At 60.8% G+C, this 13,220-nt stretch carries 17 protein-coding genes; 3 read left to right on the forward strand and 14 right to left on the reverse strand.

Annotated features, from left to right (window positions below; all coding sequences use genetic code 11):
• Positions 1 to 37 precede the first annotated feature (37 nt).
• The 14 genes from traU to AX708_RS06225 form a co-directional block, all read right to left on the reverse strand.
• Entirely contained in the window at positions 38 to 1,027 is a 990-nt protein-coding gene (gene traU, locus AX708_RS06160; protein ID WP_233999616.1) for a conjugal transfer pilus assembly protein TraU, read from the reverse strand.
• Between the two features lie 37 nt (positions 1,028 to 1,064).
• Positions 1,065 to 1,337, reverse strand: coding sequence for a hypothetical protein (locus AX708_RS06165; protein WP_066531377.1), 273 nt, complete (start codon positions 1,335 to 1,337; stop codon positions 1,065 to 1,067).
• Positions 1,334 to 2,035, reverse strand: a complete 702-nt coding sequence (gene traW / locus AX708_RS06170; protein WP_318254671.1) for a type-F conjugative transfer system protein TraW — start codon at positions 2,033 to 2,035, stop codon at positions 1,334 to 1,336. Before traW ends, AX708_RS06165 begins: the two co-directional genes overlap by 4 nt.
• On the reverse strand, positions 1,993 to 2,514 hold the full coding sequence (locus AX708_RS06175; RefSeq protein WP_369815602.1) for a S26 family signal peptidase: 522 nt from the start codon (positions 2,512 to 2,514) through the stop codon (positions 1,993 to 1,995). The genes traW and AX708_RS06175 overlap by 43 nt, the downstream gene beginning before the upstream one ends.
• A 64-nt stretch (positions 2,515 to 2,578) precedes the next feature.
• Positions 2,579 to 3,130, reverse strand: coding sequence for a TrbI F-type domain-containing protein (locus tag AX708_RS06180; RefSeq protein WP_066531385.1), 552 nt, complete (start codon positions 3,128 to 3,130; stop codon positions 2,579 to 2,581).
• Entirely contained in the window at positions 3,127 to 3,504 is a 378-nt protein-coding gene (locus tag AX708_RS06185; protein ID WP_156443457.1) for a hypothetical protein, read from the reverse strand. Before AX708_RS06185 ends, AX708_RS06180 begins: the two co-directional genes overlap by 4 nt.
• Positions 3,501 to 6,074, reverse strand: a complete 2,574-nt coding sequence (gene traC, locus AX708_RS06190; RefSeq protein ID WP_066531387.1) for a type IV secretion system protein TraC — start codon at positions 6,072 to 6,074, stop codon at positions 3,501 to 3,503. The genes AX708_RS06185 and traC overlap by 4 nt, the downstream gene beginning before the upstream one ends.
• 6 nt (positions 6,075 to 6,080) lie before the next feature.
• The gene (locus AX708_RS06195) at positions 6,081 to 6,791 is read right to left on the reverse strand and encodes a hypothetical protein (protein ID WP_066531388.1); all 711 of its coding nucleotides are present in this window, start codon (positions 6,789 to 6,791) and stop codon (positions 6,081 to 6,083) included.
• Entirely contained in the window at positions 6,788 to 7,630 is an 843-nt protein-coding gene (locus AX708_RS06200; protein WP_066531393.1) for a DsbC family protein, read from the reverse strand. Before AX708_RS06200 ends, AX708_RS06195 begins: the two co-directional genes overlap by 4 nt.
• 8 nt (positions 7,631 to 7,638) lie before the next feature.
• Positions 7,639 to 8,928, reverse strand: coding sequence for a TraB/VirB10 family protein (locus AX708_RS06205; protein ID WP_066531395.1), 1,290 nt, complete (start codon positions 8,926 to 8,928; stop codon positions 7,639 to 7,641).
• A 5-nt stretch (positions 8,929 to 8,933) separates the two neighbouring features.
• Positions 8,934 to 9,734, reverse strand: a complete 801-nt coding sequence (locus AX708_RS06210; protein ID WP_066531397.1) for a type-F conjugative transfer system secretin TraK — start codon at positions 9,732 to 9,734, stop codon at positions 8,934 to 8,936.
• Positions 9,731 to 10,297: a type IV conjugative transfer system protein TraE gene (locus AX708_RS06215; protein ID WP_066531398.1), complete on the reverse strand. Its 567-nt coding sequence runs from the start codon at positions 10,295 to 10,297 to the stop codon at positions 9,731 to 9,733. Before AX708_RS06215 ends, AX708_RS06210 begins: the two co-directional genes overlap by 4 nt.
• Position 10,298: 1 nt before the next feature.
• Positions 10,299 to 10,583 carry a type IV conjugative transfer system protein TraL gene (traL, locus tag AX708_RS06220; protein ID WP_054136666.1) on the reverse strand — a complete coding sequence of 95 codons (285 nt, stop codon included), beginning with the start codon at positions 10,581 to 10,583 and terminating at the stop codon, positions 10,299 to 10,301.
• Between the two features lie 89 nt (positions 10,584 to 10,672).
• A complete protein-coding gene (locus AX708_RS06225) occupies positions 10,673 to 10,990 on the reverse strand; it encodes a hypothetical protein (protein WP_066531399.1) in 318 nt (105 codons plus the stop codon).
• Between the two features lie 355 nt (positions 10,991 to 11,345).
• Between AX708_RS06225 and AX708_RS06230 the strand changes: the two genes are divergently transcribed.
• From AX708_RS06230 to AX708_RS20310, 3 genes are all read left to right on the forward strand, one after another.
• Positions 11,346 to 11,735: a hypothetical protein gene (locus AX708_RS06230; RefSeq protein WP_156443458.1), complete on the forward strand. Its 390-nt coding sequence runs from the start codon at positions 11,346 to 11,348 to the stop codon at positions 11,733 to 11,735.
• Between the two features lie 85 nt (positions 11,736 to 11,820).
• A complete protein-coding gene (locus AX708_RS06235; RefSeq protein ID WP_156443459.1) occupies positions 11,821 to 12,258 on the forward strand; it encodes a hypothetical protein in 438 nt (145 codons plus the stop codon).
• Between the two features lie 42 nt (positions 12,259 to 12,300).
• Positions 12,301 to 12,564 carry a hypothetical protein gene (locus AX708_RS20310; RefSeq protein ID WP_156454536.1) on the forward strand — a complete coding sequence of 88 codons (264 nt, stop codon included), beginning with the start codon at positions 12,301 to 12,303 and terminating at the stop codon, positions 12,562 to 12,564.
• Positions 12,565 to 13,220 lie beyond the last annotated feature (656 nt).

The raw sequence follows: 13,220 nt of genomic DNA on the forward strand, positions 1-13,220 counted from the left end.
ATTACATACATATTTCCTTTCTGCGCCGTCACGGCGCTCACATGCAGCAATTGCGTTTGCGCCAGAGGAGGAAGCCGACATCCTCGCCTTTGACGGGATAGACCTGCCCAGATTTGGGCAAGATCGTGGTCGCTCCAATCGGAGAACAGGCTTCGCGGCCACTCACCATGGGCGTCGGATTTACCTGCTGCATCCGGTACTGGCTCTTCTTGAGGATCGGCATGATATACTTGGAACACAGCGCTTTCGATCCGCTGGTGCCCCAGGCGAGACCCTGACGGTGGAGCTTGTAGACCATGCGCTCGGCCGCGAGCCGCGCTGACTGCTTGATGCCGATATTGGCACCAACATTGCCGTTCATCGGATACATCGAACCTTGGCAACCAGAGCACCAGAACAGCTCATCCATAGGCAGTCTTGCGCTGGCCGAGATGCAATCGGCCGAGCACGCGGCCTGCGCGATGACTGAGGTGAAAAGGGCGGCCTCGGGATTGAGCAGAGATGCCAGCTCGTCGTCCTGCCAAAGCGGATCGATCTCGCTCATATAGGCAACGTCGAACGAGCTCGCCTCGAGACACAGGAAATCGGTCACCACTTCGAGCCAGTAGAGAAGCGGGTAGATGTAATAGTGCACGTGGTATTTGGCGGTGCGCTGGGACTGGCCCCCTAGCTGCGCGCCATCCGAGGCATAACCGTTACCGATCGAAAAACCGGGGTCGAGCTTGATGCCGCCAAGGTTCGGAAAGCACCACGGCTTGGTCGAGACATCAATGAGCCGGACCGGCTCCCAGAACCCGATCGCAAGGCCGATGCGCGGCACCGGCGTGCCGCAGGCGCAGATCGGAAGATCCGGATTGTCGGTGTCGGCACGCGATGATGGCCAAATCTTGAGCGACCCCAGCGACAAAGGGAACATGCAGCCCCAGCACACATCGGTCACCGGATTGACGAAACTGCCTGAGCACCGACCAGGCCCGCTGGGAAGGCCCTGAGCAAGAACCGGGGGAGCCAGCACGGATGCCGACATAAACAGGGACGCCAAGCCCAGGAGGAGCGCAAGGAGCTTAGAGCGCATCGTCTCTCTCCCTCATAAGCCAGGCATCATCCGCCGCATTCTTGGCCCGGACCCAAAGGAACCCCTGAAGCAGAGCGAAGGTCGTCGCGCCTGCGAACAGTGCGAGAGCAAAGATGCCGGTTAGCGCCCGAAGTGCCCCAAACGAAACGACGAGGGCGGCGACCAGAAACAGCCCGGTCATCGTGCGCAAACGTGCCGCCTTGAGCGTGCGCGTTTCGGGGGCAGCAAGGGGCGCCGGAACCAGATTGCGCCAGGAGTTCATGCCCCCCTCCCCTTGCGCGCAATGGCTTGCTCAGTGACTATGAGGACGTCGCCGCGCTGTTCGACCAGCGCCGGGGTCCTGCGTATCCCGAAATAGCTGGTAAGACGGCCGTCCTGATCAAAGTAGAACCGGCGCTGGTGAACCTTCATGAGCTCGAAGGGAGAGCCATCAACGAAGATGATCTTGGCGAGCGCATCGCCACCGTGCTTCATCGCCCATTCGACTTCTGCCGGATCGTCACCATCAACAAAGAGGAGCTTCTTGCTAAGCGCAGCGACGGCAAGCGGATTGACGCGCTGACCCGCCACAGCAATCAGATTCCCCTTGTGATCACGGATGTCCTTGTCGATCCGGATCGAGGGATCGAACTCCCAACTCCGGGTCTCTTCCGCAGGCGAAATCCCGGAGACCGGGACCGGTCGCATCACCCTCGCCTTCACCTTTTCGGCGAACTGGCGGTTCATCTGATCGAGTTTTCCGGTAGCAGCCGCATGGTCGAGCCGCGCCTTGATAACGCTCAAGAGATCTGGCTCAGCAATGGGCCATGTCTGGCCCATCTGCCCGTGATCGACGCTTTGCACTGACACTGCCCCGCCGCTCGAAGCCGTCGCTGACACCGCGAGTCCGCCAGCAACGAGGAAGGAGAAAGCGACCCTCACAGGATTGGCTGCCCGGTGCCGACAAGCCGGTCGCGGCACACAAAACCGATATGCGCATAGCGGCTGTCGAAGCCGTCCTTGTGCGGTGTGCCCGCAAAAATGCAGCCTTCAGGCACAACCCCGAGCGGGCCGGCGGCAAGACGATCGCCGCGCTTCGTCATCGGTTTGATGGTCGCCACGCGCTCGCCGTTGACGTGCACATCATTGCCGATGCGCGTCACCGTGTCGCCTGGCAGACCAAGAGCGATCTTGGTGAAAGCAGCCGGCTTCGCCCCGAAATACTTGACGGTAATGGGATCATGGCCGGGATGGAAAACCACATAGTCCCCGCGCACCGGGAAACGCCTGGCCTCGACCACGAACGCCCAGTTCGGGAGCGAGTCCGTCACGTTGATCATCAGCGCGTGGTTCTCGCTCCAATTCGAAGCTGCGCTGAGGGCACCTGCAACGAGACAGACACCAGCGATCGCCACAAGCCTGCCACCGGTCGAAAGGCGTCTGGTCGCACCTGTCTTCACAGGGGGCTCACTGTCCGACAAAAGCCGAGCAAACCCCTTGCGTTGAGCCGAACGAGGGAGCGGATCAGGGTTTGCCATCGCGCTGACGCCCCTGATTGGCAGCCATGAAGGCCTGCATCTCTTGTTCAACGCGGGCCGCCTGACCCTGGGGAGCGGCGCCAAGCGCTTGGGCGGGTTGGGGACGCGGAACCTTTGCGTAAACCGCAGTCTTCACGCTCTGCGTGACGTCGGGAACCTCGCCGCCCACGATCGCCTCATGAACGAGCACGACTTTCCCGGACTTCGACAGGCCGGAAACCGTCTCATCCAGCGCAGCCATGAAAACAGCGGTTTGCCGTGCTGCGGTCTGCTCGTCGGCGTTCGAGCGTGCCTGTGCCTGGAGATACTCCCCAATGATGCCCTGCAGCTGAAGCTGGACGAATTCCTGCTGCCCTGACCCCTGTGCGGCAACACTCTTGGTCACCCAGGCCCCCCAGACAAAGGTTGTCGCTGCGCCCGCGAACAGGAGGATTTCGCGAGCCGACAGCGCGGCAAAGCGACTGCGAGGTCTGACCTGCGAGGCCTTTGCAGACGTAGGTGTGGCAGGCGCCGCCATATGGTCGAAAAGGTCCGTCATTGGTCATCTCCGGCAACAGAAAAGGCTGAAATCAGGCTCGCGCGGCGGAAAAAGGCGATCAGCGCAAAGCCCGTGAGCATGACGCCAAAGCTGATGGCCGCGAACTGGCCGCGTCTCGAAGCGTCTGCTGCAACGAAGCGCGACGCGAGATTGTCCAACTGGAGCATCAGGCCATCGAGAGTGAAGCCGCCAAGGACAAGGAAGAACAGCGTGGCGATGCCGAGGGTCGCAAGCGCGCTGGTGGCAAGCCAACCGCTGAACCGAAGGGCAATAACGAGAAGATCCTGAGCGGCCTTCTTGCGGCGCGCAGTAGCCGAGTGACGCATCGTGGAACGGCCAAGAGGACGAGCCAAGGGACGAAAAGGCGTGCTCATTCCGCAGCCTCCCTCATCGGAAAATCTTCAGGCACCTGATGTTCTTCAGGGAATGCGACTGCCTCGATCGCATCCTGCATCCGGTAGCCACGGTGCACATAGTCCTCGATCTGAGCGAAGACATGCGGGCTCGATGAATAAAGCGTGCCAGAAAACCGATCGAGGACGAGCCGAGCGACGCATTCGGTCTCTGGACCCCGAATGAAGATGTCCGAATAGTCGGTGCCGTTCCGCTTCAGCGACCGCAGCAAAGCCTCGGTCATGTTGTCCATCTCGAACCGGTCCGAATTGCGAAAATCCGAGATGGTCTCGCCCTTCTGCTGGAGGATAAGGAACCAGTCGGAGTTTTCGAGGGCGGCCCGCGAGCCTTCGGATTTGTAGTAATCGTGGATCGACTGCGTGGCAGTGATCAGCGCGCCGCCATATTTGCGGCAGGTGCGCGAATAGGTCTCGACGAAGTCGGCCATCGCCCCGCCCTTCAGCATCTGCCAGGCCTCATCGATGATCAGCGGTTTCGGGATCGCGCGGTCCATCCGGCGCATGACCTGCGAAGCAATGAACATGATCGAAGTCAGAACGACGCCGCGCAGCTCCACCCGGGTCGCAAGGTCCGAGAGCTCGAACACGGTAAGATCAGCCGACAGATCAAGGTTGGCATCGCCAAGGAAGAACTTCCCGTAGGTTCCCTTTTCCGCGAACGGAAGCAGCGAAGTCGCCAAGTCATAGGCGAAAGGATGCTCCTGGCCCTTGAGGGCCTGCATCACGTGATCGATGGTGCCATCCCGCCCATGGCTGTCCCACACAAGATTGACCGCCTGGTCGATAAGCCCGCGTTCGGTGTCATTGAGCCGGGTCTCATTGCGCGCCATCTGCGACACGATGGATTTGAGCATCGCAAGGCAGTCGACCAAATAGTCGTCGTCACCTTCGGCAAGGGCCTCGTCGATCATGCGAAACGGGTTGATCGAAATGCCCGACGACAGCTTGAACTCGGTGAACGTCCCGCCCAGCGCCTTGGCCATATGCTCGAAGCTGCGGCCGTCATCGATCACGATGGTCTTGGCCCCAACCCCTGCAAAGCTTGCCGTGAGGTCCTGCAGCAGCACCGACTTGCCTGAACCGGACTTGCCCGAGATTGCCACATTGTGGTTGCCGGCACTGTTCTGGAAGGGTGACCAGAATTGCGGCTGACCCCGGCGTCCGATGAACAGCAGGTGCGGGATGTTGCCGCCGATGTATTCGCCCTGGATTGGCGCAATCGCAGCAAGGTTCGCCGAGCGCATGGTGCGCATGCGCTTCATCCGCTTGAGGTCGCTGTCGAGCCCGTCAGCCAGCAGCAGCGGAAAGTGCGCCATGAAGGCGGGAAGCTGGATATGGGTCTCGTCAATCAGATCCCACCCGCTCGCCTTGTAGAGAGCCTTCAGCGTGCGCTCGCAGGGCTCGCCCCGGCCCTTCGGCGCGATGATCGTAACAGCATAGTAGCAGGACACGAGCTTCTCGCCCTGCTTGACCCGGTCGGCAACGAACTGCCACTCAGCCGCTTCGGTACGCAGCTTGGGCACAAGCTTCACGCCCTTGCCTTCCGCAAGCGAGCTGGTGCGCACGAACTTGTAGCCGGCCTTCGCTTCGGAAGACTCCTGATTGGGGATCACCCCACAAGCCGTCTGTAAGACGGGACAGGGCAGCGAGAGCTTGGGGTTGAAGATGTCCCCAATCACCTTCTGGCTGTCCCAGGGTGCCCAGCGATCCGGAAAATTGCGCACCGCCATGGTTCGCACATCGAAGCGCTCGGGTACGAAGTCCTTCAGCTCCGGCACGCCATCGACTGACGATCCAGTTGGCCGCAACGATTGGGCCTCAATCACCAGGCGGTCACGCCCAACATGGGTGACGAGATCGCGCCTGATGCACTGCTCATTGATAGGATCGAACCGGTTGTATCCGGGCACTTCGTCGCCAGCGCCGGTAGACGGGGCGAGTATCTCGTCGAAAAAACGGATCAGGTCGGTTGGTGCGAATTCCTTGACCGGGACATCGATGGAATCGAGCGCCGAAATAATCCCCTCGCGCATGGTCAGGAGGTCATCCGTCGAAAGGCCAGAACCATCACTGATCCCGACGGCCAGCAGCACGCGAAAGCTCCGCACAAAAAACGGGCCGTCGCTCGCAAGAGTGGACCATGCTCCGCTGCGCAGCTTGTCGACGCGATGGCGGGCGAGCGTCTGGAAAACCCCCGAAGCCTTGTAGCGCGGCAACGCCCAGGTCTGCAGTTTCTCGGCAACGCGCGGGCTCGAATAGTTTGTGACCGAGAACTTGGTGCCGGGCAGAAGAATGTCTGAGAATAGCGAACCGATCACATCAGTGACCCGGTCGTTTGCACCGACAAGCGGAGCGAGCTCGATTATGAAGCCCTTTGAGCGGACCTGATGGAAGATGCGCTTGTCCTCATCGAACGAGCGATATCCGAGGAAATGCGAGAGCATTGGAACGCTGGCAGGCCGGGCGTTCTGCTCAGGCTTGCGAGCGTCGCCGGTTACCAGATCGATGATGTTGGTGAAGGCCTGCAGCATGGCGCATTACTCCGGCGTTGCAGGAAATGAGGCGGCCTCGCGCCTCGACAATCGCTGCTGTGATGCGAGGCGCTCGGACACCTTCGCCTCGATCTCAGCGATCGGGTTGGCAGGCTGAGAAGCCGCTTGCTGGGCTTGGGCCTGCTGGGCCGGCGCCGGGCTCTTTGGAAGATTGGACGCCATCGCAGTCTCTGCGCCCGCGGAACCCGGCTGACCGTCATCCAAGATACCAGGGGCAATCGCCATGAATTGCGGTGCGCTCTCGGCGGCTGCCAGCAACCCTTGGGCACGCGCAGGCTTTGCACCTCGCAGCGCAATTGTCTCAAGAGCATCGCCCCGGCCCGGGAGCATAGCCTTTACTGGCACCGCGATCCGGGCATGGGCTGTGCCTGCGGCATCCGTGTAGCCCGGAAACACGACAGAGAGCTCATAACTCGGCGACGAACGCGCAACGAGTGCTTCGGAACCAAGCGACTGGCCTCGCACCGGTGCGGAGATCCCATCGTCCATCCGGAATGGACCTGCAGGGTTCAGAAGATCCGCCGAGGTGGTTTCCTCGATCCTCGCAATTGCGCTATCATCGATCACCAGCGAAGGCGCACAGATACCGTCTGGAGCCTCGCAGCGGAACTTGCCGCTGACATTGGTGCCCAGCGTCGTACAGGCCGATAGTCCGAACGTCGCAGCCGCGATTGCCATTGCGCCTTTCGTGTTCATGACACCTTCTCCTTCAGCCAGGTTTCGAGGAATTCGCGAGGGCGGAAGCCGTGAAGGACAGCGCCATCGTCGCGCACAATGACCGGGGTGCCGGTGAACCCATGCTGCCTTGCAAAGGCCTCATTGGCATCGAGGCCCGAGGTATCGCAGCGTCGACCGCTCGTGATTGCGGCTCCGTCATAGGCTTCGTTCACCGCGCGGCGCTTGTCGCTCGCACAGATCACCGCTTCGGAGATTGGGCGGGTGCCGAGCACCGAAATCGGGCGCTCAACGACCTTGACGTCGAGCGTGGCGAGGGTCTCGTGGAGGCGTTTGCAGTACCCGCACCGGAAATCGCTGAAGACCGTGAGCGTCCGGCCCCCTTTGCCCATCACAACGCTGCCGCTCGAGGGCAAAGCTGCCAGCGCTGCGGGATCGATACGTGGCAGTGGCTCCGCGGCGCCCGCACCTGACTGCCGTGCCGGTGTTGGCTCGGCCGCGTCCTCTTGCTCCCCAGCGACCCCCGCGCCGACCAGCATGTCCGGGTTCATCTCAAGCAACCGGGCGGCTGTGAGATCCTGCTTGGTCTCCATGTCGTAGACGCGGCCAATGATGAGATAGCGCGCCGATCTGTCGATGTAGAAGAGGTTCTGGCGTGCCTGAACTTCGCAAACGCCCTCGATCTTTTCGCAGTCGATCGTGGTGATCTCGGTCTTGGGGAGACGTTTGACCAGCGCTGCCTTGATCGTCGCAGCGTCATCTCCCGCCGCGGCATGAGCGGCGGCGGCAATTGCAGCGACCGAACCGGTGAGCGCAAGGGCGGCCCCTGCGACCTTCCATGTGGTCCATTTGAATTCCATTACGGGCCTCAATTCCTGATGAAGGTGCCATCGAGGAACACGACCTCGACCGCGGCACCGGTGGGCATCTCGACGACCGGCTGATATTGCTCGGCCCGTTCGATCAGATATTCGGAGAGAGTGTTCCCGGCATTGGCGGCGCCGCCACCAATCGCCTGAATGCCGACATCGGAAGCTGACGGGAGCACAGGATCTTGCGAAATCCGGGGGATCTGGTTGGCACCCTGAAAGGCGTTGCCGACCCCGCTCACCAGCCCTGCGAGAAACGCTTGCGTGGTCAGTGAGCCTTCGCGGCTCACGACGCGTCCCCGGACGCCGACTTTGCCGCCGAAGGCAATGAAACCCTTGACCTCTGAAACCGCGAAGCGCCCGCCGGGCTGCGCGCAGGTCATACGCTGCAGCTTCACATAGACCTTTTCGCTGGAGAGATCGCCATAGGCCGCACCATTGACCATGCAGCCCTGCACGCGGGTCGCAAGCAGCTTGCCGCCACCATAGACCGAGCGCGCTGGCCCGGTGATGCGAAGGAGAACCGGCAGCGGGTCACTCTGACTGCGGGTATTGGTCGTCGCATCAACGCCGACCACCACGGTGGCATTCGCGATCGAGTTGGGCGGAAGGTAGTTCGGGGAATCGGTGTAGACCGCAGGGGCCTTGGCGGGATCAATGCGCGAGCCCGTCCCGCCTGCTTGCGCGAAGGACACCATCTGTACGTCGCTGCCGCGGCGGGGGATTGCGGCAGAAGGTGCGCCGGATGCAGCTGGCGAAGACACGCCCATATCACGGGCAGCCGCAACAGGTCCGGGCGCAGTCGGGCGGGCATTGCCCCTGGTGACCTGCTGGCGCAGTTGCTGGTTCTCACGCTCATAGGCCTCGAGCACCTGCTGCCCGTCGCGCGCCATCGCGGCATTTTCACCGCGCAGAGCCTGAATCTCGCTTTGCAACTGCGCAACCTGGCCAGCCTGCGCTTCGACGCCCTTGAGACGCTGATCCTGGGAGTTAACCTGACCCTCGTAGATGGCCATCCATTCCTGATCGACGCGCTGTCGGTTCATCAGGGCATCAGTCGAAACCTCGGTCTCGTGCCCAGGCTTGGTTGCCTCTTCAACCACGGTTTCCGTCCGCAAGACATACATGGTCGAAGCCACGACCGCGACACCACCCAGCCCAAAAAACAGCATTCTCTGCCGCTTCTGTGCCTTGTCATTGTCGATGATCGAGCCCGTTTCATCGACCGCATCGCGGCCATCGGCCTCGGCGCCATCCAGATCCTTGGGCTTGCGCTTGAGAAAATCCATGAGGCTTACCTTCCTGCAGGCACGACCACGTAAGCAGCAGTCGCCTGCCCGCTTGCGAGGTTGGGGTTGGAAATTGTGACGGCGATTGCACCGTCCCCGGCGATGAGTTCTTCGCGAAGCGCGATCGGTGAGGAGCTGGCATTCTCGATGCGCAGGACCTTCCCGGTCATCGTCGGGCTGCGATACTCGGTGAGGAGCTGAACCTTCATATCGCCGACGTTGACCGGGGCACGGGCCGCATCGCGGATCTCGAAGCCGGTCACCGGGCGCTGTTCGAACATCGCCCTGACGAGCCCGACAGCGCGATCCTTCAACGAACCCGATGCTGTAAGGACCTCAGGCTTGGCGGAAGGATTTTCGATATCGGCATTCGCCACAAAAACCTGCACCGCACTGTCACCGCCAATCTGGCAGTCGAACTTGTAGACAAGGCCCTTTTGCGTCGTCCCGAAGAAGGAGATGTTCGGCTTTGCATAGGCTTCGGGAACCGAGATGTAGATATCGCCGCGGGTGGGTTCGTGGACGATCGAGAAGTCTTGACCCTCGACGCCAGTTTGCACTCGGGACACCGACACAAACCGGTCATCCTTCAGCGAAATGCGCGTCAGGTCGGCCTTGGATGCCCGGCAGCGAACCTCTCCATTGTCGACGGCGAGGATGTTTTCGTCAGCAAAGGCTGGCGTGGCCGCCATGACGAAGCCGACCGAGAAAAGCGCAGCGCCAAGCCCACGAAGAAAATGGCTGTCGATGCGGAAAAGCAACGGCGCGCCTGAGGCAAGGCAGAGCGTCGAGACAGAAAAGGTCATTGGTTCGCTCCTTCCTTCTTAACGACGACACCAAACCCCTTCAGGCGCAGCGACACGCCGGTGTAGGTCCAGTGAAATTCGAAGATCTTGTGCTCGCGGCGCACGTCCTTGGATCCGACGATGGTATGAAGGACGCCTCCGACCTGGCTGGTGAGGTTTTCAGGGTCCGTGCGGATCCAGTTGATCGTGACAAACTGGGTAACCTGAGAGCCCTCCTGCTCCGCCACGATCCTCAAGAGCTTGGCCTTGAGAGCCCCGCGCGCCTCCGGCGCGGAAATGGCAACGATGCCATCAAGCCAGTATTGGAGTGTTTCGGGCGAGCGGTTGAGCGCAAGCTGCGCGGTGTCGCGGGTCACAGCCTCAAGATACTCGGGCGTGAGCGCCGCAGAGCTCAGCGTCATCTGGCTGGGCAGGATGGGCTGCAGCACAACCTCGCGGTCCCGCGTCGATGCCGCGGTGAACATAACCACCACGAGAATGCCGAGCACGAAACAGATGAGCGCAAGCAGGTTGCGTTGCTTGAGGGTCCGCTGCGACGCCTCGTGGGCAAAAGAGATTTCCATATCAGCCCGCCATCACACGAAGATGAGATGGCGGAGCGACCTTCAGACCGAAGAATTCTCCCGGCAAATGCCAATAGGCAAAATGCAGGACCCAATGCATCGAACGCCCAGCTTTGACCTTGCGATAGCCGAACCACGCAGCCAGGGCCAAAAGGAGCCCGATGACAACGTGCTGAGCGAGAATTCCCCATGTGAAGGGTATGACCATCACGAGGAATTCATCGAGGGTCCAGAACCCGATCAGCTCTGGATCGTCGAGATGTTTTGGGATCGAATACTGGTCCAAGGATCAACTCCGCCAGAGAGAGGACAAGGAGCAGCCGCCAGAAGGGTGAACTGCGGTACCCTTGCCACCATGAAGCGAGGGGGCAGGGGTCAGACCGTGCCGGTCACCGAGGCGGTGACGATCGGAATGCCGGTCCCGGCTCCGACGCCGACGCCAACCGGGATTGCGACCTGACCGAGCGAAAAGCGGCCCGACGCCAGCGCAACGATGCCGCCAGCGAGCGAGAGCACCGTGATGATCCGGCCACCGGAGCCTTCAAGGAAGCCGGTGAACTGGGCAAGAGCGGTGTTGAAGGTCGTGTCGGCTCCCGCCATCGCGGCATCAGCGCCGAACACGCTGGCGGCTGCGAGCGCCGCAATCGCAACAGCAAGTGTGCCGCTGCGATTCTTCAGATCGAGTGTTGTCATCGAGATTTCCCTTTCGGTTGGATGCTGGCGTCTGCCGCCAAAGCCAAAGTCCTCCCGAGGGACACCATTTCTCAAACATTAGATTCGATGCTGAACGCCGATTCGTGCGACTGGTCCGGAATACGCAACCAGGGTGGTTGCGATTCGCGGCCACCCTGGTCGGAATATGCAACCACCCCGGTCAGGATTCCCGACCGGGGCGGTCGAGATTCCTGACCACCCCGGTCGTGTTTTCCGACCACCCCGGTCGGGATTCCTGACCAGGGCTTTCCGCCCGCCAGAAAAAATGATTCGAGCCCGTGTCGGAAAGGGATGAAGGGGCAACCCTTCTGGAAACACAGGAAGGTGGTTGGACGTGAAGCAGAACACGCATGTCGCGCACGAAATCGCCGTCAGCCAGGCCGCCTTCGAACAGATCGTAAAGGCCATCGCTTCGTTGAGCCTGGTACAGGGGCGGTTCGTAAAATTCAAAGACGTACTGCTCTATGCTCTGGCGACGTATCAAGAGCCGAAGGAGGCCCATGCAGCGGGATTGGTGGCTCAACTCCCCGTGGACGGCCCGATTCGCATTTATGTTCGGCTCAATTCGAAGGAAAATGCGGCTATCGAACGACTTAAAGGGGAGTTGAACGCCACGACGAAAGTCCATTGCGGCGTACGTGAAACCCTTGTGTTCTGTGCCTTGCTCGTTGCGCAGGGTGAATTTTCCACTTGCAAAATTCCCGTCGGCAAGATCACACTATGAAATTGCATGGTGTGGCATGGCGGAGGCATGGATGTGCAAGGGGACGCCCGAGGTCGTGGGAGTAAAGGCCCATAGCGTAAACAGAATGTACGCTGCTCTGATCAAGGAACAGATGCAGCTACGCCATACGAGCCTCAGAAAAATGGCCGATGAAGGGGTCCTGAAACGGAGCCGCCGTGCAGGCTTCTTTGAAAGGCTCGAAGCCGGCAGCCTGACCATCGACGAATTCCAGAGAGTTCTGGTCCACCTCGAAATCGACCCGATCAGGGCCGGCCTCGTTCTGCTCTGCTACAACAGTGCAAGCTCATACGAAGATCCATGCTGCGAGACGACTGCCCTGGTAGCGGTCGCTCTCGCGGCTCGTCTTCCGAGCGAGTTGGCAGCATGCGAGGGACAATTCGAAACCATCCGCCAAAGCCTGTGCGATACGATTGCGAAGAAGACATCCTCCGCCATCGCCAAGCATCATATGTCACTCGAAAACCGGCATAACGGCGGCGGATTTGAACATGCTTACGCCTGATGCTTTCGCCGCGAGGGGCGACGACGCTTCATGATGGGGTGCGTGACTGGTCACGAACACCTCGCCCCTGGCATTGCGCCAGCAGCAGAAGGCGCTCGGAACCGGAAAGCAGACCAAAGACGCAGGCGCCGCAAAGACGGCTTGCGCCCCCTCGAAATCTGGCTGCCGGCGGCCCTGATCGAGAAGATTGACCAGCTGAAAGGGGATGATCTGTCGTCGCGGGAAGCGGTCATCGCAGCGATCGTGGCTACCACGCTCAGCGTCAGATCACCTGAACCATCAGAAGGACAACCGATGATGCTCTGAATCTGAAAGGGGGCCCCGCGCCAACGGGCCCCCCTTTAACGCATCCTGTTGCCAGAGCGCCAAGTACGCCTCGCTTTCTAGCAACAGACCGAATGGCAAACAAGCGCTTCTGCGCGCAATGAAACGCGCCCGAACGCTGCCGGGGATCGCCGCACCAGCTGGTGCATATGAAAGGGAGGTCAGCGACGCAGACATGAAAAACCCGGGCAGCGCCCGGGCCTTTCGAAGGAAGCTGTAATTTGCCGCGCCAAAGCGTGGCTAGAGACACCGGCAAGCTACCTGCTCCCTGACAACTTGCAAGCATTTTTCGCAAGGTTTGCGAGCAATGTTTTTTGTCTGTGCCGCACCTCAGGACTGAGGGAGCGAGGGAATGGCATTTGTCCAAAATCAGACGGCCTGGGAGGTCAATAACCGACGCAGGGGAGAGCCAGCATCGATCGGCTCGTGCTTGCGAAATCTGGACCTGTTCGAGCGCGAACAGCTGGGTCGTGTCCGTCAACGTGGTGTAAATTCGGTTGTGGCCAGCGGGCTGCATTTTCAGGCGGCCTTTGGTGTAATCTGTAGCGGCTGAGCCTCCTCGATGGTTGGTGTGGCGAGCGCTGCCATGCCCTCGATCTGCATGTAGCGGTGCTGGAGCTGGTATTCGTCGTTTTGCT

It is taken from the genome of Erythrobacter sp. CCH5-A1 (assembly GCF_001557115.1).
In the GTDB taxonomy this organism is placed as follows: domain Bacteria; phylum Pseudomonadota; class Alphaproteobacteria; order Sphingomonadales; family Sphingomonadaceae; genus Erythrobacter.